The following is an 18,790-nucleotide window of genomic DNA, read 5'->3' as shown; positions in this document are numbered from 1 at the left end:
TAATATGCTCAAAATTCTTAAAAAGCGAAACGGAAATTTACTGTTGTCCATCTGGATACCAGTCTTCCTGTTCACTTCTCTTGCATTTGCCGCGCCCAAAAATGATCTGACAGCAGATATAGACTTCACGCCGAGGTTACAGAAAGCGTATTTTGAAATACAAAAACTGCGGCTTCCCGCGGCTCGTAAGTTGATCGATATCGAGCGGAAGGAAAACCCGGACAATGCATTTATTCAGTATCTGGATAATTACGCCGACCTGCATTACCTGCTGATCGCGGAAGATAAAGCGGCGTACAAAAATCTGTCTGCGCAGGAAAGCAAGCGCCTCGACCAGGTTGGGAAGTTGTCGGACCAATCACCTTACAAACGGTTCCTGCTTGCGGAAATCCGGCTGCATTGGGCTTTTGCCAAATTAAAATACGGAGACCAGGCGAGCGGTTCGTGGGAAATTATTAAGGCTTATAAGTTGCTGGAAGAGAATAGAAAGAAGTTTCCTGACTTTATTCCGACGCTCAAATCACTCGGCTTACTACACATTCTGATCGGCTCCATTCCGGACAATTACGCGTGGGTCGCCAAGATTGTGGGTTTGAGAGGCAATATCCAGAACGGGATCAGGGAACTCAGGACAGTACAGCAAGAAGAACCGTTTTTTAAACAGGAAGCGGAGTTGATCGACCTGCTGATCCACGCTTACACCCTGAAACTGACGCCTGACCAGCAAAAAAAGATCCGTCAGTGGCCAAATGAACAGCCAGACAATCTGCTCCTCCATTTCTTCGCCACAACTGTTTTGATGAAAGAAGGCCAAAGTGAAGAGGCACTTCAATATCTGAACAATGCGCCAGCAGGCGATGCATACATTGATTTTCCGTTTTTGAAATACCTGAAAGGTGAAATAGCACTTCAAAAAGGTCGGTACGACGGCGCCGCTGCACAGTACCTGTTTTTCCAAAAGGAATACCGTGGCTTTAATTATGTCAAGGATACAAATTTCAAGCTTTTCATGTGCCGCTGGCTCGCAGGGAAAGATGCGGAGGCTACCGCATTTGCGAAAAAGATCGGTAGCACGGGAGAAACGATCATAGAGGCGGACCAGCTGGCAGAGCGAATTGGCAAAGAATATTTGGCAGGGAAAATCGGGGAGCAGCAAAAAATATTATACAAAGCCAGGTATGCTTTCGACGGAGGTTATTTAAAAGAAGCGACGGAAGTTTTACAAAATATCTCAGAAAGCACTTTTAAAATCCCGGCTGAAAAAGCAGAGTTCAATTACAGAAAAGCCCGGATTATGCATAAAGCCGGGCAGACTTTACCTGCAATTCAGTATTTTGAGCGTTGCCTGCAACTTTCTGCGAATACCAGCCCTGGTTTCGGCGCCTCATCTGCATTGCAATTGGGATATATTTATCTTGATAAAAAAGAAAAGCAAAAGGCTGCCAGTTACTTTAAAAAGGCAATGCTTTTCAAAAAGCACGAATACAAAAACAGTATCGATAATAAAGCGAGAGCTGCACTTACGGATTTGGGAGAATAATTTGTGACTTTTTGCACAAGTCTGCGTCTAACAAAGCAGACGCTGTCACAAAATCAAAATGACCGAAAACACAAAACCAGAAAATCCGAGAAAAATCAAGAGTTGGTCAGAAGAAGACCGGCCACGCGAGAAGTTCATGATGAAGGGCAGATTAGCTGTTTCCGATGCGGAACTACTCTCTATTCTCATCAGGGCCGGCACGACGGAAATGTCAGCACTGGATCTTGCGAAAGTAATTATGGCAAGCGCGGGTAACAGTATTCATGATCTCGCCAAGCTGGACTTCAAGGATTTCCTGAAATACAAGGGAATGGGAAAAGCGAAGGCTATTTCAATAGTGGCCGCGCTGGAACTGGGGCGGCGGAGGAGCGATATCCAGCCTTCGAAGAAAAAGAAGATAACCGGCCCAGAATCGGTGTACGAGGAAATGCGACAATACCTGCTCGATAAACCGACCGAAGAATTTTGGATACTGTTACTGAACCGCGCAAACGAGTTATTACGTACCGTATTGGTTAGTGTAGGCGGTGTCTCCGGGACTTCTGTGGACGTAAAACTGATCCTGAAAATTGCCGTGGAAAATCTGGCAAGTTCCATTATACTCGTTCACAATCACCCTTCCGGCCAGCTAACCCCAAGCCACGCCGACAAGATACTGACCTTGCAGATCCGGGACGCGGGGCGACTGCTGGATATGCCAATATTGGATCACATGATATTTACAGACGCGGGCTTTTACAGTTTCAAAGATTCCGGCGAGCTGTGATCAGAATACTTCCGATTCTTTTACAATGCTTTTCAGCTCGGCGTAAGGGATCGTGAACTTGACTGCGCCGCGTGCGTAGGCAGCTATTTCGTAGGGATTATAGTAAAAAAATAATCCCTCGCGGGTGAAAACAAAGTTAGCCGGCAGGAAAAACCGGTGATCTGACAAAAAGTAGCCGGCTGTTTCGAGATTAATCTCAGCAGAGAGCTTTTCGGTTCTACGGAAATGTGTTTCAACCAGTTTCAAAAGTGCTGACGAATCGGCTATATACTTTTCCATTTCCACCTCAGCGCCAGTCGCCGCGTCGAATGCGTGGAAGGAACGGAAGCTATTGGGATGCGCGCCGCCGGTGAAGTAAACGTGATCTAGCTGATAAAAAAACACTTTGGGAGTGACCATCACCGTGTCTCCTTTCAGGTCTACTTCCCAGCATCCCGGCGCGTCGGGAAAGTCCTTTTTGAAACCGGTATAGTCTTTCTGAAACAGGTTGAATGCGCCTTGAAGGCTTTTTGATGCAGCTGGGTCGGAAGCAATATGTGCGGAGTCGCCGTGCTGGTTGACGCGGTTAATCAGCTTTTCAGAGAGAATTTTATTAATCTCAATACCAGCCCGGCTCGAATCCTGCGACTTCCAGACAGCTACATTCACTGCGACTCCATTTCCGTAGCCAACAGTATCGCAACCGCCAAAAGACTGCTTTTCAATACTTCCTTTGGTCAACCGGGATGTTTCCGCCTCCTGTTCATTTTTGGAAGACTGCGTGCAACCGTAGATAACCAGCCCTGCAATCAAAAATAATCCCTTCCGAATAAGCATCATATATTGAATAAGTTGAATTACAGGCTCATCAGTTCTTTGAACCGGATCGCCTGCCGACGTGAAATTTCGATCTTATCGCCGCCTTGCAATGTTACCAGCAAACCGCCGCTAAACCATGGTTCGATCTTTTCGATCCAGCCCAGATTGATAATATGCTTCCGGTTGGCGCGGAAGTAAGTGTTAGGGTCTAGACGCTCTTCCAGATTGTTTAGAGATTTAAGTACCAGCGGCTTTTGGTCGTCGAAATGCAGTCGCACATAGTTGCCCATCGATTCAAAAAGGCGGATTTTACCCAATTTTACAAACCAGCATTTCTCTCCGTCTTTGACAAAAACCTGATCATTTCCTCCCAACACCTTCTCTGCTCTTTCGTGCGTTTGGGCCGGTGCTTCCGGCTGCGCCTGATTTTCTTCGATCCGATGAATAGTTTCTTTTAGCCGCTCATTATCAATAGGTTTGAGCAGGTAATCGAGCGCATTATATTCGAATGCCTTGATCGCATATTCGTCGTAGGCAGTGGTGAATATCACTTCCGGCGTTTTCCCCTCAATGGAAGAGAGCAGCTCGAAACCGTTCTTACCCGGCATTTGAATATCCAGGAAAAGCAGTTCTGGCTGCAATTCATCGATCATCACCAGCGCTTCCTCCGCATTGGCGGCTTCGCCTATGATCTCAATTTTGGAGTAAGGTTCAAGCAGCCGCTTTAATTCATTCCTGGCAAGACGTTCGTCGTCAACAATAAGGGTTCTCATGGCAGATCAGTTAGGGAAAAGTTATAAGTTTTTTTACACGATGAAATCAATTGCCCCGGACTGAAGTCCGGGGACTTAAATATTTTCAATTGCTTGCTCCCGATTCCTGCCCCGCCATCAAAACTCCTTCCGAAAGCATTGGTATTTTTATTTCCGAGCATACGATATTGTCGCGCTGCTGATAAATCCTGAAAGTCGCCGCTTTTCCATAAAGTATCGAAAGCCGCTCCGCCGTATTTTTCAAACCTACCCCACCCGATTCGGTCGAACCGAGATTACCGGAATTAGTAATATGGATCACCAGCAGATCATTGGCAATTTCTGCTTTAACATCGGTAAATCCGCCACCCATTACTTTGGAAACGCCGTGCTTAATGCCGTTTTCAACCAAAGTTTGCAACATCATGGGAGGTACCTGCCAGTACATAGCCTGCGGATCGGCAGTTATGCTGTATCGGAGCCGGTCTTCATATCGTACTTTTTCAAGTTCAAGATAATCTTCCACAGTCCGCAGCTCTTCCTGCAAATCAACCGTTTTTCGTCTGTCGGCTAGAAGAGAATTTCTTAATATATTGGAAAGCTGCGTGATACTGAGTTGTGCTTTTGAAGGATCTTCAAATACCAGTGCGCGAATGCTGTTTAGTGCATTGAAGGTAAAATGCGGGTTTAGCTGCGACCTTAAAACCTTCGCTTCGGCCTCTCGCATGGACATTTTCAGCATGATCTTCTCATAGCTCGCAAGGCGCGCCTGCTCTACATAATGGTAAACGGTGTAGGACAATATCCACGCCAGCAGGTTTTTACACCAGTTTGCATAGTAACTCCAGAAGACCAGTGGTTGATTAAGCAGGTTATGTTCCAGCATTTCCCGGTCCATCGGCTGATTGATCATCGCCATAATCAGACCCAGCAAGAGTACGGAACCGATCACGCGCAACGCAAGCCTTGGAAGCGGCAGCGAAGACCAGTTCCATTTGCGGATAACCAGCCGGTAAACGTGCGTTAAAACGATCCCAAGAAGGATATTGGCCAGCGCTGTGTAAAATTCGCCGATCTCAAAACCGTATTCAAGTACATAAGGAACATACTCGAACATGATCAGCAATGTCCAGCCCAGGATTTGAAGAGTCCAATAAATTCGTTTTTTGGACATGAAGTAATGCTGCGTTGATTGTTCCGAAAATTACAAATGTATTTACACGGAATTAACCTTTCCGCATAAATACATCAATGGAAACGAACCTACACAAACGGCTTTTATAAAGTTTGCGGAATTTCGAGGGAGAGCAGGTGGGTAATATCGTTGGAAACTTCCAGCTCGAATTTTTGAAGATCGTAGGAGTAATTGACTTTGTACAAACAAAGGTTGCTGTGCTCGTAATCGTCCATATTCACCAGCGGCTGCTTGAAAAGTGTCGTCAGCAGCACGCGCATTGCCCGCCCGTGCATCGCGATCAGGATATTGCGCTCGTGGGGACGTGACAGGATCGTTTCGATCACCGGGATCTGCCTTGCCCGAACTTCCACCGGACTCTCGCCTTCCTCGGCTGCAAGCTCGGTCTGCCCATTGCGCCAGGCAGTTACGAGTTCTCTGTAATAGTTGTTATCGCCGGTATTAGGCTCCCGTCCCTCGCGGGCTCCCCAGGAAATCTCATTGAGGCCCGAGTAACTTTCATGCGGGATGCCAAGCCTGATGAACCCGCGAACAGTTTGGTGTGTTCGCTTTAAGTCAGAGGTATATATTTTATCAAAAGGTACATGTTGATAAGAATTGAAAAAAGCAGCTGCCTGAGCTTCGCCCCATTCGTTAAGCGAGGAATCAACTCCACTGCCCTGTACTACTCCCCTGCGGTTGAAATCCGTTTCGCCGTGGCGAATGATATATATAGATTTTCTTTTCAACGTAATAGGATTATTTGAATATTATTTTTACAAATACCTTGTTTTGAGCTTTTAAAGCACTAACAAATTTATACAATTTTTAGATATGTTTGTTAAAACAGCCACGATTGAGCAACTTAAATCGCTTAGTGAGAACACCATAGCAGGGCATATTGGAATCGAGTTTATCGAGGTTGGCCCCGACTTCGTAACGGCCAGAATGCCTGTCGATAAGCGGACACACCAGCCTTTCGGCATTCTGCACGGAGGCGCTTCGGTGGTACTTGCCGAAACGCTGGGCAGCATCGCCTCCTTTCTTACACTGCCCGATTCGGATGAGAAACATGCGGTAGGTCTGGAAATCAACGCCAACCATTTGCGACCCGTCATAGAAGGTTTTGTTTATGGAACTGTGAGGTCAATTCATTTGGGTAAAACAACGCATATCTGGGATATCCGGATTACGAATGAGCAAGACAAGCTCGTATGCATCAGCAGGCTCACAGTCGCTATTGTGAATGCAAACCGCTGACATTAATTTGCATAACAATCAACCTAACACGATTTATCGTTATTCTCAATAAATGCTTTCAGTAGAAACCAGCACCTCACTATCCGTATTTGAAGGCTTGCAGATCCAGCAATTGTGGGCCGCAGCCAGGCAGTTGGGTTTTCCATCCGCACTTTGGCGACTGCCGCATACCAATGAGATCAAGCTGCTCATTTCTCTTCGCGAGGAAATCAGAAAATGTCAGCCTGAACTTGAAAAACTTTCCCCGGGATTTATAGTAAGTAGTTTTCACTGGAAAGACGACCAGGATGTTCTTTTTCTGGAAGGAGATATTATCCTGACTTTCGGCTCTGAAACTCAACTAAAAGACGCAATCAATACCGCCGGAGAAGAGCATAGTGAAGTAAAACGACTTTTGAAACTGGCGGGAGAAATCGATGTAAACGAGACAGCTCCGACCTCAGTCAATACAACTTCGCTCGTTACAGAAGTTGATAATTTCGATTCCAGACAGCGATTTGAGCGGACAGTTGAACTTGCAGTGTCGGCGATTCGCCAGAAGCAGTTCAAAAAAGTGGTCTTATCAAGAAGCAAAGACCTTCTGTTTTCCGAAAATTTCCAGCCAGCAAAAGCATTTTGTGAGCTTTCTAAACTATATCCTCACGCATTTGTATCGCTTGTTAACCTGCCGGAACTCAATGAAATGTGGCTGGGAGCAAGTCCTGAGCTGCTTGTCGAGCAGGATGCACAAGGTATTTTCAGGACAATGTCGCTGGCTGGTACGCAGCGGGCAAGAACAGCTCCCGGCGAATTAATACCTAAATATGAAATCCGCTGGGGCGAAAAAGAGATCGAGGAGCATGCATTGGTGAGCCGATATATTGTTGAGTGTTTCAAAAAAATTAGGCTCCGCGAATACACAGAAACGGGGCCAAAAACAGTTTTGGCCGGCAATCTGTATCATTTGAGAACTGATTTTGAGGTAGATACCGACTCTGCCAATTTCCCTGAACTTGGTTCCGTAATGCTAAAACTGCTGCATCCTACCTCCGCGGTGTGCGGTGTACCCAAAGAACCCAGCCTGCAATTCCTTTTAGATGTGGAAGGCTACGATCGCTCCTTTTACAGCGGGTTTATCGGACCTGCGCAAATCGCCGAAACCACCAGTTTGTATGTCAACCTGCGCACGGTACGGTTCAAAGACGGTAAGGCTACATTCTTTGCCGGGGCCGGGATCACAGAAGATTCAATTCCTAGTGAAGAATGGGAAGAAACCGAGCTGAAATGTGACACGCTCCTGAAAGTGATCGAGCGGGGTTTATAAAAAATATTTTTAATAATTAAACTTTCTTAATATAAAAAAGTCTAATCCGTTTGAGATTTAATATATAATTTTGAAAGTGCACTTAAAGCACATATATAGATCCGAATAACCCCTAAACCACCAAGTCCGGATTTTACCTACTTATGAATTCTATCAAAAAGTCTGCGCGCTCAGACCGCTTCCTAGTCAATACCTTCTCTCTACTAACAATTTCGGGTACAATTTTCCTAATGCTTTCCTGCGGTGAAAAGAAAGACACTTTTCAGCAGAAAGGCGGCGGTGGGCCGGTGACCGTCGACGTGATTATCGCAAAGTCAGAAGCTGTCAGTGATAAAGTGGAAGTGAACGGAACAATCGTAGCCAATGAATTTGCCGAACTGAGGCCCGAAGTCAGCGGTCTGCTCACCTTTCTGGATGTTCCGGAAGGAAAAGTTGTTCAGAAAGGCACGGTGATCGCAAGGATCAACAATGCAGATCTGGTGGCCCAGCTCGACAAAATAAAGATCCAGCTGCAACTAGCCGAAACAACTGAGAAGCGATTAAAACAACTGGTCGCAATCAACGGTATCAACCAGGCTGACTACGATCTCGCTGCCAATCAGGTCAACACCTTCAAAGCAGATATGATTTACACCCAGGCACTTATCGACAAAACCATCGTCCGTGCGCCGTTTACAGGTGTGATCGGGCTCCGGAAAGTGAGTGCCGGCTCGTATGTTTCCCCAAATAGCATTATTGCTACCATGCAGCAGCTTTCGAATCTGCGCATTGATTTTACCCTTCCCGAAACTTATCAGAAATACATTACCAAAGGCCAGAACGTGGACGTTTTGCTGGATCAGAACAGCAAAAAGCTCGTAACCGCCCGCGTGATCGCTACTGAACCACAGGTGAACCAGACAACCAGAAACATCACCGTGCGCGCCGTGCTTAATTCCGGCGATACCAGTCCCGGCTCGTTTGCGAAGGTATATTTAAAGACCAATTCGAATAAAAGCAGCATTATGATCCCTACCAACAGTATTATCCCTGAGGCGCAGGGTAAAAAGGCGGTGGTTGTTAAAAATGGGAAAGCGGTATTTGTGACTGTTGTTACGGGCGACCGCCTTGCCGATGTGGTTGAGGTTACCAGCGGCTTAAATGTTGGTGATTCTGTGGTTGTTTCGGGTGTATTATTTGCCCGTCCCGATGCTCCTGTGAAAGTGAGAAGTGTAAGGAACTTGAAAGTTGGAGTTAAGTAGCGGTTCAAATTGACTATTCGAAACCAACGTTATGAATATATCGGAATTATCTTTAAAACGGCCCGTTCTTGCGGTTGTAATGAACCTGCTGATTATCCTTTTCGGGATAGTAGGTTACAATTTCCTTTCCTTACGCGACTATCCCGCGATTGACCCTCCTATCGTCAATGTGCGAACGAGCTACACCGGCGCAAATGCGGATATCATCGAAAGCCAGATCACCGAGCCGCTCGAAAAGAGTATCAATGGTATTCCGGGTATTAAAAGTATCAGCTCTTCCAGCCAGATCGGTTCCAGCAACATTACCGTCGAATTTAACCTCGAATCGGACCTGGAAGGTGCCGCAAATGATGTGCGCGACAAGGTAAGTCAGGCGCAGCGTAACCTGCCGCAGGATATTGACGCCCCGCCTGTCGTAAGCAAAGCCGATGCAAACAGTGATTTTATATTGCTGCTGGCCGTGCAAAGCCCGTCAAAAGGTCTTCTCGAACTCAGTGAATATGCAGAAAATGTATTGCAGCAGAGTTTGCAAACCATCGATGGAGTAAGCGCCATTAATATTTTCGGGCAAAAGCGATACGCCATGCGCATCTGGCTCAATCCCGACAAAATGAGCGCATATAATATTTCCTTCAACGATATTTCTGCCACGCTGGCTTCTGAAAACGTAGAGCTTCCTGCCGGAAAGATTTACGGTAACAATACAGAATTGACGATCCGCACAATGGGGCGGCTTACGAGTGAAAAAGACTTTACAGATCTGGTTATCAAAAACGACAGTTCCGGATTGGTAAGGTTGGGTAATGTGGCGAAAGTGGAGTTAGGCCCTGAAAATGAAGAACAAAGCTGGAAATACAATGGCGTTTATGCAGTCGGGCTGGCGGTAATTCCGCAGCCGGGAGCCAATTATGTTCAAATTTCAGACGAATTCAACAAGCGGCTCGCGGAGATTCAGAAATCCAATAAATCAGATATTACATTTAGTGTTTTAATAGACAATACGCGGCTCGTGCGGCAGTCCATTGAAGAAGTGGAAGAAACGCTTTTCATTGCATTTGGGCTTGTGGTAATCGTAATTCTCTTCTTTTTCCGAAACTTCCTCGTCGCAGTTCGTCCGCTGATCGATATTCCTATTTCCCTGGTCGCGACGTTCTTCGTCATGTACCTTTTTGGGTTTTCGATCAATATCCTCACTTTGCTGGGAATCGTACTGGCGACCGGTTTGGTGGTCGATGATGGTATTGTTGTGACGGAAAATATTTTCCGGAAACTGGAAAGCGGGCTGCCGATCCGGCAGGCTGCATTGGAAGGGAGCCGGGAGATTTTCTTTGCGGTTATCTCTACTTCCCTCACGCTCGCGGTCGTTTTCTTACCTGTGATCTTCCTGGAAGGTTTTGTAGGAAGCCTTTTCCGGGAATTTGGAATCGTGGTCGCTTCGGCTGTTTTGATCTCTGCATTCGTTTCGCTGACGATCACACCAGTTCTCAACGTATTCTTAAACCGGAAAGACTCAGGCCACGGCTGGTTTTACAATAAGACGGAACCGTTTTTCGAGGGAATGGAAAATGGTTACAACCGGGGCTTGAAAGCATTTATGCGGGTTAGGTGGGCAGCCTGGGTATTGGTAGTAGCCTGCGGGGTTATTATCTGGTTTAGCTATACCAATCTGCAAAGTGAGCTGGCCCCGATGGAAGACAGGAACAGTATTCGTTTCAATCTCTCTGCACCAGAAGGAACCAGTTTCGACCAGATGCAGCAGATTTCCGACGAGCTGGGCAACTTTCTGAACGATTCCGTTCCTGAAAAAGCATTTACATTTTCAGCGACGCCCGGTTTCGGAGGCGGAGGGATGAATAGTGCTACCGGCCGTATCGGGCTGGTTCCGGCCGGCGAGCGGATCAGAAGCCAGAACGATATTGCGCAGGATATCAACAAAAAGCTCAGCCGGTTCAATGATGCGCGGATATTCGGCACGCAGGAGCAGACTATTTCAGTGGGTATTGGTTCAAGAGGTTCGTTACCTGTCCAGTTTGTTTTGCAAAACCTTGATTTTGAGAAACTTTACGATGTACTCCCCAAGTTTCTCGAAGAAGCAAGACAGGATCCGACTTTCCAGAATGTGGATGTTAATTTGAAATTCAATAAACCGGAGATCAGATTAACGATTGACAGACTGAAAGCGCGCGACTTAGGACTATCCACAACCGATGTAGCAGCCACGATCCAATCTGCATTCAGCGGCCGGCGGCTGGCCTATTTTATCATGAACGGGCAACAGTACCAGGTGATCGGGCAGGTTGAAAAATCGGAGCGTGACCGACCGGCTGATATTGAAAAATTGTATGTAAGAAATAACCGCGGAGAAAATATCCCTTTGACTGCTGTTGTAAAAATGCAGGAAGAGAGCGGCCCGCCTACTATTTATCACTACAACAGGTACAAAAGCGCCACGATTTCGGCTTCTCTGGTAGAAGGCAAAACAATCGGCGACGGCGTGGAGGCAATGAGAAAAATTGGTAACAAGCTGCTGGATGAATCTTTCCAGACTTCATTAACGGGACCGTCGCGCGATTTTGAGGAAAGCTCTTCCAATACCAGTTTCGCATTTGGTCTGGCGCTGTTACTGGTTTATCTGGTACTGGCAGGTCAGTTTGAAAGTTTTACAGATCCGTTCATTATCATGATCACAGTGCCGCTTGCACTTGCAGGTGCGTTGCTGAGCTTGTATTTGTTTGGGTTAACGATCAATATCTTCTCTCAAATCGGGATGATCATGCTGATTGGTCTGGTTACCAAAAACGGGATCCTGATCGTGGAGTTTGCCAACCAGAAACGGGAACAGGGAATGGAAAGAATGGCGGCTGCGGTGGAATCGGCGACGCAACGTTTGCGGCCTATTTTAATGACGAGCCTTGCGACTGCATTCGGTGCTTTGCCTATTGCATTGAGCCTTGGGGCTGCCGCTACGAGCCGGATACCGCTGGGAGTTGTGATCGTGGGCGGCTTGATGTTCTCACTGATCCTGACCCTGTTCGTGATCCCCGCCGTTTACACTTTCATTTCACCCAAAAAACACAAAAAGACCGAAGAAGAAAAAATGGCAGAAGAGCTGGCAGTCTAGCTCCGGGCTATTTCCTATTCCTTTTTATAAAAATCCATTTGTTTTTGCATGAACCCGCTCAAAATTTTTAAGAACAAAACGCATCTTCTGATTGGTATCCTGCTTTGCGGAAGCAACGCATTTTGTTTTCAGTCACCTGATAGTCTGTCGCTTACACTCGATGCTGCGATCGCTACCGCGCTGAAAAACAGTTATGAAATTGAGATTGCAAAAAACAATGTAGAAGTAAATACAGTACTAAACCATTATGGTGTAGCCGGCGGCCTGCCCCTGGTAGCAGCAAATGCCTCCAATACCGAACAAATTACCGAGGTTAATCAGAAACTGAACAACGGTACCGAGATCAACCGGAGCGCGGCGGCGGGTAACAATACGCAGGCAAGCGTGTCGGCGAGTATATTGCTGTATAATGGGAAAAGGGTTCGTTCTACCAAAAAGCGTTTGGCTGAGCTGCAATACCAGAGCCAGGAACTACTTAACTCGCAGATACAGAATACAATAGCATTGGTAATGACGAGCTATTATGATGTAGTTCGCCAGTTGAGCTACCTGAATACGTTACGCGCTTCCATCCAGGCTTCCGAAAAGAGGTTAGAAATTTTGCAGGTGAGAAAAGAGGCGGGTATGGCCAATAATGCAGATATTTTTCAGGCGCAGATCGACGTTAATACCCTTAATCAGACCTTCCGGGACCAGGAAATGATCGCTCAGGTTGCCAAAACCGAGTTACTGCGCATATTGACCCTCGATACAAAAGCCGCAGTCACGATCAGAGATACGATCACAGTTGACCTCAATCTTAAACTTGAACCGATCCTCGACCGGCTTGCATTGAATGCCGACGTAAAAGCGGCCGACCACCAGATCCGCATTAACGAGCTGATCGTGCGGGAAACTGCGGCGCTACGGTATCCTTCGGTGAGATTAAACACTGCCTACAACTACTCCCGCAACCAGACCGCCGCCGGTTTTACCTTACTTAACCGGTCTCTCGGACCAAATGCCGGTATTACCTTAGCTGTTCCCATTTACAACGGATCTTCGTTTAAAAGACAGCAACAGGCTGCGGAAATCAATACTTCCACCGCCAAGATCCAGAAGAATGTGATTTTGAGAGATTACAATGCGGGTGTTGTCAAAATGTACCAGACTTACCTGAGCTCATTGCAGCAACTCGCAACACAACAGCAAAATTACGCGTTGAGCAGGCAACTGCTTGATCTTACATTACAACGGTTTGAGCTCATTCAAGCAACTATCATCGACGTAAGGGAAGCCCAGCGGAGTTTTGAAGACGCCGGATATCGGTTGATTAACCTGAATTATGCAGCGAAAGCCGCAGAAATCGAGCTGAAAAGACTGAGCAATACATTGCAGTAATTGTAAATAAAGAAATCAAAGGAAGCCCCCGCATTCAGTAACAGCTGAATAGCGGGGCTTTTAACTTTCTCTGGCATAGCTTTTTAACAGTAAAATTCAACAGGATTAAATTTTCTGTTAAACCTCCACCCGATTTTCCTATCTAATCTACTTACCACCTTCAACTTACTGAGTGGCGGCATTTGCTTGCTGTCGCGATAACTCATTCGTTATGCAAAAATCATTGCTCTCATTCCTCCTATTAACGCTCTTCGCCTACTCCGGATACGCGCAGGAAGAACCAGCCGCATTTACTATTTCCGGTAAACTGGAAGATGCAGACAAGCGGCCCGTTCCTTTTGCGAATGTTGCACTCTACGGTTCTAAAGATTCAACCTTGATCGGCGGAAGTACTTCCGACGAAAACGGGATTTTCAAGATCCCAGCTGACCCGGGGAATTACTTCATCAAGATCACATTTCTTGCATTGCGGGAGAAGCTGGTGCCGAATATTAATGTAGCTGGCAAAAGTGTAGATATCGGTGTAGTTGCGATGGTTTCCGACGCAAGGAACCTGGAAGAACTGGTAGTGCGTGGCGAAAAAAGTCAGATGGACCTGCAATTGGACAAACGCGTTTTTAACGTTGGGAAAGACCTGAGCAATATCGGCAGCAATGCATCTGATATCCTGAATAATATGCCCTCGGTGACGGTGGATGTGGAAGGTAATGTGGCACTAAGAGGGAGCCAGAATGTGCGGATCCTGATCGATGGTAAACAATCAGGAATGGTTGGCTTGAATCCGGCCGAAGCATTGCGCCAGATACCAGGCGATCTGATCGAAAGCATCGAGATCATAACAAATCCTTCGTCGCGCTACGATGCAGAGGGTGAAGTGGGGATTCTGAATATCGTGATGAAGAAAAATATCAGGTATGGTCTCAACGGTTCTTTCACGGGAACTGCGGGTTATCCCTCCAATTTCGGCGGCTCTTTTAATCTGAATTATCGTCGCAAAAAAGTCAACTTCATCGCCAATTATGGCCTGATGTACCGCGAGGGGCCTGGGAAAGGGAATTCCCGACAGGAGTACAGCAGTGCGGATACGAGCTTTGTTTATGAATCAAATACCAATCGTACCCGCTCCGGATATTCCAATAGTGTGATGGTGGGAATGGATTATTTTATCAATAATTTCAACACCCTCACCGGGACCCTCTCCTATCGTAACTCGCAGAATGACAACAGATCTACCCTGCAATACCGCGATTTTGATTTTAACAATATCCTCACCAGCACTGTGGTGCGGGAAGAACGGGAAACGGAGCCCAGGACTAATATCGAAGCTGCCTTGAACTACAAAAAGACTTTCGAACGAAAAGGACAAAGTCTCTCTTTTGATGCTAAATACATATTGAGTGACGAAACGGAAGCAGCCAAATACAATGAATTTTCCGATAATGATGCGACGCGGATCGTGCAGCGGGCATTTAATACGGAAGACGAACGGAATTTCCTGGCGCAGTTGGATTACATTCACCCCCTCGGCAAAGACGGAAAAATGGAAGTAGGTTTGAAAAGCTCCATTCGCCAGCTCGACAACGATTTTTCGGTACATCAGCAAAATGAGGAAATGAACTGGATTATCCTGCCCAATTTCGACAATATGCTGGCTTATGATGAAAGGATACATGCAGGTTACGCGATGGCAAGCAGCCAGTTCGGGAAGGTTTTCGTGCAGGCAGGCTTACGCGGTGAATACACGGACATTTTGACTGAACTCAAGAAAACGGCTGTAACCAATCACAGGAAATACTTTAACCTATTCCCTAGCCTGCACCTTTCCTACAAGTTGCAAGATGCGCAGACTTTGCAATTGAGTTACAGTTACCGGCTGAGCCGCCCCAACTTCCGGGATTTGCTCCCATTCTCAAATTTCAGCGATTCGAGGGTTTTCCGTTCGGGTAACCCCCTTTTGAATCCGGAATTCACGCATTCGTTTGAGGCAGGGCATTTGCTGAATATGGAAAAAGGGACACTTCTATCGAGTGTGTATTACCGCCACCGGCTGGGCGTAGTTGAGAACATTACTTCGGTAGATTCGACAGGATTTACAACAGTAACTCCGATCAACCTGTCAACCGGGGATTCTTACGGATTTGAATTCAACCTTACCTACGATCCTGCCCCCTGGTGGAAACTGACCGCCAATGCGAATGTATTCCGGGCGATGAACCAGGGTTTTTATAATGATAAGTTGTATGAAAGCGACACGTATTCCTGGACCAGCCGCTTTTCCTCCCGACTTACCTTATTTAAATCAGTCGATTTTCAGTCTTCGTTCAACTACCGCGCGCCGCGTCGTACTACTCAGGGAAGGGATTTGTCGATCTATTTTATTGATCTTGGGCTTTCCAAAGATATTCTCAAAGGCAGGGGAACGGTTACAGCCAGCGTCCGCGATTTGCTGAATTCCAACAAGCGCCGGAGTATTATCGAGAATGCCGGCTACTATTCAAGATCCGAATTCCAGTGGCGCCCGAGGCAGTTTTTGGTGACGGTATCTTACAGGCTCAACCGCTCGAAAGAAAGGCAGAGTTTGGACAAACAAGGCGACGGCGGCGGCGACGAGGAATGATAGTCGCGCTGAAAACATTACCTTTGCGACATACAACTGAACAATCATAATGCTTTTTATCGGAAAATATAATCACCTCACTATTGAAAGAGTAACAAGCGTCGGCATGTTTCTCAGCGACGTAGAAGGTGAAGAAGTGCTTTTGCCTAACCAATATCTTACAGACGAAATGCAGGTGGGTGATGAGATCAGGGTATTCGTTTACCTCGATTCGGAAGACCGGCCGGTGGCTACTACGCAAACTCCAAAGATTATCCGCAATGAATTTGCCTTCCTGGAAGTGAAGGATGTTTCGGAATATGGTGCTTTTCTGGATTGGGGTTTGATAAAAGACCTTTTTGTACCATTCCGCGAGCAGATCACGCCCATGGAGATCGGTGAGTGGCACGTGGTATTTCTCTATCTCGACCAGAAAAGTTCAAGGCTGCTGGCTTCAACAAAAATTGACCGATTTCTTGATAATGAGAGGCTGACCGTTAAGGAAGGAGACGAAGTGGATCTGCTGATTTTCCACAAAACAGATCTGGGTTTCAATGCGATCGTGAACCAATTTCACCGCGGTTTGATCTACGGAAACGAAGTATTTCGGGAACTGAAAGTTGGCGACAGTCTGAAAGGTTTTGTAAAAAGGATCCGGGAAGACAACAGACTGGATATCAGCCTTCAAAAAAGCGTTGCAGAAACAATCGAACCATCGGGCAAACTGATTATGGAGCTGGTTCAAAAGGGCGGAGGCTACCTCAATCTTTCCGACAGCAGTTCGCCGGAGGATATCTATAAACAACTGCAAATCAGTAAGAAAGTCTTCAAAAAAGCGATCGGCGGTCTTTACAAACAAGGCATGATCCGGATTGCGGAAGATGGGATATATTTGATTAGCGCAGATTAGTTCGATTTTGTATTTTTGGTTAAAACAGATACGTTATGGAAACCATCGAAATTGAGATTACAGATAAGAAAGCGATGAAGCTTTTGATGGATATGGAAGAAATGCATTTGATCCGGGTGCTCAAAAAAAGATCTAATATTTCTTCTCTACGGACCAAGGTCCAGGCTCCTATGAGTGCCGCTGCTATTGATCAACAACTTATCTCACTAAGAAACGAATGGGAGAAAGGTATTTAATTGACACCAGTGCGGTTATAAAATACCTGAACGGAAATTTCACAGCTGCGGCCCTGGAATATATGGATCAAATCCTTGACGATCAATGTAATATATCATTTGTCTCAGAAATTGAACTGCGTGTATGGAATCCAGCCAATCCTTCTGATAAGGAGGTTTACGACAATTTTGCAGTTAATTCGAATGTAATAGGGATTTCACAAGAGGTCATCGATAAGACAGTTCAGATCCGAATGTCTCACAGGCTCAAACTACCCGATGCCATCATTGCAGCCACTGCAATAGTCAACAACCTCACATTGTTAGCCGACAACGACAAAGATTTCTTGAAAGTCCCGGATTTGAGTTATCAAAACCCGGGCAAATTCGTCGACTAGAAGTTTTTACTTCCCATACTTCGTTTTATACTTCTCGTAAAGCCGCTTCTGCTTGTCGTCGAGATTCACTTTCCCGCCTTTTACGAATACCATTTCAACTGAATTTCCGCGCATATCGAGGATATCTCCCTGAGAAACGATCAGTGAGGCGTGCTTGCCTTTTTCCAGTGTCCCTATCTCTCTTTCCGCACCGATTATTTCGGCTGCATTTTTAGTCACAAATTGAAGTGCATCTTCGGGAGAAACGTCGCTGAATCCTGACGAAGTACCCGCCATAAAAGCCAGATTCCGTGTCCGCCACCATTCGTCCGCGTAAGTAATAGCCACTTTCACGCCGGCTTTGTGAAGCATACCAGGCAGTTCGTAAGGCAGGTACACATTTTCATCGACGCGCCCTGGCAGTCTGTGAGTAGGATTCAAAACCACCGGGACCTGGTTTTCTTTCAGGAAAGCAGCGACCTTGAAAGACTCGTCACCGCCCACAATCACTACCCTTTTAATACCAGCCTCCCGCGCAGTTTTTACAGCTTCTATAATATCCTTGGCATAATCCGCGCGAATGTAAAGATTGGCTGTGCCGGCAAAAAGTGGCTTCATTGCAGCCAGTCGCAAGTTTACAGTCGCAGGCTCCGCAACTTCCATATAGCCTTTGGCCTCAGAGAAAGTAGATTTAATGAGATCGATCGTTTCCTGTCTTTTTTCATTTCTTTTAACCGAAACAGAAAAATCTTCATAGTTAAAAGTGCTTGCCAGAAACGGCGGCCAGCTGAGCCAGATACCATCGTCTTTTTTCAAAACCGCATCTTCCCAATTCCAGCCGTCGCTATAAAAAACCGAAGACGAGCCAGAAATCACACCGCCTTGTGGAACGGCCTGGGAAACCAGGATCCCGTTTCCGCGCAAAGTTGGTATTACCTCAGAGTCAGTATTATAAGCCACCAGCGCGCGAACGTGCGGATTGATCTCTCCTACCTCATTGAAATCCAGCGTGGCCCGCACGGAAGCAACTTCCTGCAAACCTACCGTCGTATTCAGCGAAATAATACCCGGAAAAATATGCTTTCCTTTCGCATCTATCATTTCGGCATTTGCAGTCGCAGGATTAGAACCCGCCGCGCCTAAATAAGTAATTAAACCTTTATCAAAAGCAATTACGCCGTTTTGGATCACTTGTCCGTTACCAACGTGAATCGTAGCGCCGGTGATCACCACGGGGCGCGACTGAGGCAATGCGGGAGCCGGGTTTTGGGCAAAAGTTTCCGTTGCTGCGAAAAGCGAAATCAGAAACAGAAATGTCTTGGAGAATGGATTGTGTATCATTTTTTGAGGAAATGTC

General features: G+C 46.4%; 16 protein-coding genes. 11 read left to right on the top strand and 5 right to left on the bottom strand.

Annotated elements, in window-relative coordinates; genetic code table 11:
- Window positions 1-4 precede the first annotated feature (4 nt).
- On the top strand, window positions 5-1,540 hold the full coding sequence (locus tag LZG94_RS03540; RefSeq protein ID WP_233790558.1) for a hypothetical protein: 1,536 nt from the start codon (window positions 5-7) through the stop codon (window positions 1,538-1,540).
- A 58-nt stretch (window positions 1,541-1,598) separates the two neighbouring features.
- Entirely contained in the window at window positions 1,599-2,306 is a 708-nt protein-coding gene (radC, locus tag LZG94_RS03535) for a RadC family protein (RefSeq protein ID WP_233790557.1), read from the top strand.
- Here radC and LZG94_RS03530 read toward each other — a convergent pair whose 3' ends face one another.
- The 4 genes from LZG94_RS03530 to LZG94_RS03515 all read right to left on the bottom strand — a co-directional run bounded on the left by LZG94_RS03530 (window position 2,307) and on the right by LZG94_RS03515 (window position 5,779).
- Window positions 2,307-3,125: a DUF3298 and DUF4163 domain-containing protein gene (locus LZG94_RS03530; RefSeq protein ID WP_233790556.1), complete on the bottom strand. Its 819-nt coding sequence runs from the start codon at window positions 3,123-3,125 to the stop codon at window positions 2,307-2,309. It abuts the gene before it with no gap.
- Window positions 3,126-3,142: 17 nt separating this feature from the next.
- On the bottom strand, window positions 3,143-3,877 hold the full coding sequence (locus tag LZG94_RS03525; RefSeq protein WP_233790555.1) for a LytTR family DNA-binding domain-containing protein: 735 nt from the start codon (window positions 3,875-3,877) through the stop codon (window positions 3,143-3,145).
- A gap of 85 nt (window positions 3,878-3,962) precedes the next feature.
- Window positions 3,963-5,030 carry a sensor histidine kinase gene (locus LZG94_RS03520; protein ID WP_233790554.1) on the bottom strand — a complete coding sequence of 356 codons (1,068 nt, stop codon included), beginning with the start codon at window positions 5,028-5,030 and terminating at the stop codon, window positions 3,963-3,965.
- Window positions 5,031-5,134: 104 nt separating this feature from the next.
- Window positions 5,135-5,779: a histidine phosphatase family protein gene (locus tag LZG94_RS03515; RefSeq protein WP_233790552.1), complete on the bottom strand. Its 645-nt coding sequence runs from the start codon at window positions 5,777-5,779 to the stop codon at window positions 5,135-5,137.
- Between the two features lie 85 nt (window positions 5,780-5,864).
- Here LZG94_RS03515 and LZG94_RS03510 point away from each other — a divergent pair, with 85 nt between their 5' ends.
- From LZG94_RS03510 to LZG94_RS03470, 9 genes are all read left to right on the top strand, one after another.
- Entirely contained in the window at window positions 5,865-6,290 is a 426-nt protein-coding gene (locus LZG94_RS03510; RefSeq protein WP_233790550.1) for a hotdog fold thioesterase, read from the top strand.
- Between the two features lie 52 nt (window positions 6,291-6,342).
- Window positions 6,343-7,593 carry a chorismate-binding protein gene (locus tag LZG94_RS03505; RefSeq protein ID WP_233790549.1) on the top strand — a complete coding sequence of 417 codons (1,251 nt, stop codon included), beginning with the start codon at window positions 6,343-6,345 and terminating at the stop codon, window positions 7,591-7,593.
- A gap of 143 nt (window positions 7,594-7,736) precedes the next feature.
- Window positions 7,737-8,834 (top strand): efflux RND transporter periplasmic adaptor subunit, encoded by a 1,098-nt coding sequence (locus tag LZG94_RS03500; RefSeq protein WP_233790548.1) that lies wholly within the window; start codon window positions 7,737-7,739, stop codon window positions 8,832-8,834.
- A 31-nt stretch (window positions 8,835-8,865) separates the two neighbouring features.
- Window positions 8,866-11,955, top strand: a complete 3,090-nt coding sequence (locus LZG94_RS03495; RefSeq protein ID WP_233790547.1) for an efflux RND transporter permease subunit — start codon at window positions 8,866-8,868, stop codon at window positions 11,953-11,955.
- 48 nt (window positions 11,956-12,003) lie between these two features.
- Window positions 12,004-13,335 carry a TolC family protein gene (locus LZG94_RS03490; protein WP_233790546.1) on the top strand — a complete coding sequence of 444 codons (1,332 nt, stop codon included), beginning with the start codon at window positions 12,004-12,006 and terminating at the stop codon, window positions 13,333-13,335.
- 211 nt (window positions 13,336-13,546) lie between these two features.
- Window positions 13,547-15,952 carry an outer membrane beta-barrel family protein gene (locus tag LZG94_RS03485; protein WP_233790545.1) on the top strand — a complete coding sequence of 802 codons (2,406 nt, stop codon included), beginning with the start codon at window positions 13,547-13,549 and terminating at the stop codon, window positions 15,950-15,952.
- 49 nt (window positions 15,953-16,001) lie between these two features.
- Window positions 16,002-16,841: a S1 RNA-binding domain-containing protein gene (locus LZG94_RS03480; RefSeq protein WP_233790544.1), complete on the top strand. Its 840-nt coding sequence runs from the start codon at window positions 16,002-16,004 to the stop codon at window positions 16,839-16,841.
- A gap of 35 nt (window positions 16,842-16,876) precedes the next feature.
- The gene (locus tag LZG94_RS03475; protein WP_233790543.1) at window positions 16,877-17,077 is read left to right on the top strand and encodes a hypothetical protein; all 201 of its coding nucleotides are present in this window, start codon (window positions 16,877-16,879) and stop codon (window positions 17,075-17,077) included.
- Entirely contained in the window at window positions 17,059-17,454 is a 396-nt protein-coding gene (locus tag LZG94_RS03470) for a type II toxin-antitoxin system VapC family toxin (protein WP_233790542.1), read from the top strand. Before LZG94_RS03475 ends, LZG94_RS03470 begins: the two co-directional genes overlap by 19 nt.
- A 6-nt stretch (window positions 17,455-17,460) precedes the next feature.
- On the opposite strand, the gene LZG94_RS03465 is transcribed toward LZG94_RS03470, so the two are convergent.
- On the bottom strand, window positions 17,461-18,774 hold the full coding sequence (locus tag LZG94_RS03465) for an amidohydrolase family protein (RefSeq protein WP_233790541.1): 1,314 nt from the start codon (window positions 18,772-18,774) through the stop codon (window positions 17,461-17,463).
- Between the last annotated feature and the right edge of the window lie 16 nt (window positions 18,775-18,790).

The sequence above is a fragment of the Dyadobacter sp. CY343 genome (assembly GCF_021390335.1).
GTDB lineage: Bacteria > Bacteroidota > Bacteroidia > Cytophagales > Spirosomataceae > Dyadobacter.
This window is presented reverse-complemented; position numbering and strand designations above follow the sequence as displayed.

Bases quoted from the DNA above. Each gene is read 5' to 3' on its own strand.
- LZG94_RS03540 (WP_233790558.1), top strand. From the start codon at position 5: ATGCTCAAAATTCTTAAAAAGCGAAACGGAAATTTACTGTTGTCCATC.
- radC (WP_233790557.1), top strand. From the start codon at position 1,599: ATGACCGAAAACACAAAACCAGAAAATCCGAGAAAAATCAAGAGTTGG.
- LZG94_RS03530 (WP_233790556.1), bottom strand. From the start codon at position 3,125: ATGATGCTTATTCGGAAGGGATTATTTTTGATTGCAGGGCTGGTTATC.
- LZG94_RS03525 (WP_233790555.1), bottom strand. From the start codon at position 3,877: ATGAGAACCCTTATTGTTGACGACGAACGTCTTGCCAGGAATGAATTA.
- LZG94_RS03520 (WP_233790554.1), bottom strand. From the start codon at position 5,030: ATGTCCAAAAAACGAATTTATTGGACTCTTCAAATCCTGGGCTGGACA.
- LZG94_RS03510 (WP_233790550.1), top strand. From the start codon at position 5,865: ATGTTTGTTAAAACAGCCACGATTGAGCAACTTAAATCGCTTAGTGAG.
- LZG94_RS03505 (WP_233790549.1), top strand. From the start codon at position 6,343: ATGCTTTCAGTAGAAACCAGCACCTCACTATCCGTATTTGAAGGCTTG.
- LZG94_RS03500 (WP_233790548.1), top strand. From the start codon at position 7,737: ATGAATTCTATCAAAAAGTCTGCGCGCTCAGACCGCTTCCTAGTCAAT.
- LZG94_RS03495 (WP_233790547.1), top strand. From the start codon at position 8,866: ATGAATATATCGGAATTATCTTTAAAACGGCCCGTTCTTGCGGTTGTA.
- LZG94_RS03490 (WP_233790546.1), top strand. From the start codon at position 12,004: ATGAACCCGCTCAAAATTTTTAAGAACAAAACGCATCTTCTGATTGGT.
- LZG94_RS03485 (WP_233790545.1), top strand. From the start codon at position 13,547: ATGCAAAAATCATTGCTCTCATTCCTCCTATTAACGCTCTTCGCCTAC.
- LZG94_RS03480 (WP_233790544.1), top strand. From the start codon at position 16,002: ATGCTTTTTATCGGAAAATATAATCACCTCACTATTGAAAGAGTAACA.
- LZG94_RS03475 (WP_233790543.1), top strand. From the start codon at position 16,877: ATGGAAACCATCGAAATTGAGATTACAGATAAGAAAGCGATGAAGCTT.
- LZG94_RS03470 (WP_233790542.1), top strand. From the start codon at position 17,059: ATGGGAGAAAGGTATTTAATTGACACCAGTGCGGTTATAAAATACCTG.
- LZG94_RS03465 (WP_233790541.1), bottom strand. From the start codon at position 18,774: ATGATACACAATCCATTCTCCAAGACATTTCTGTTTCTGATTTCGCTT.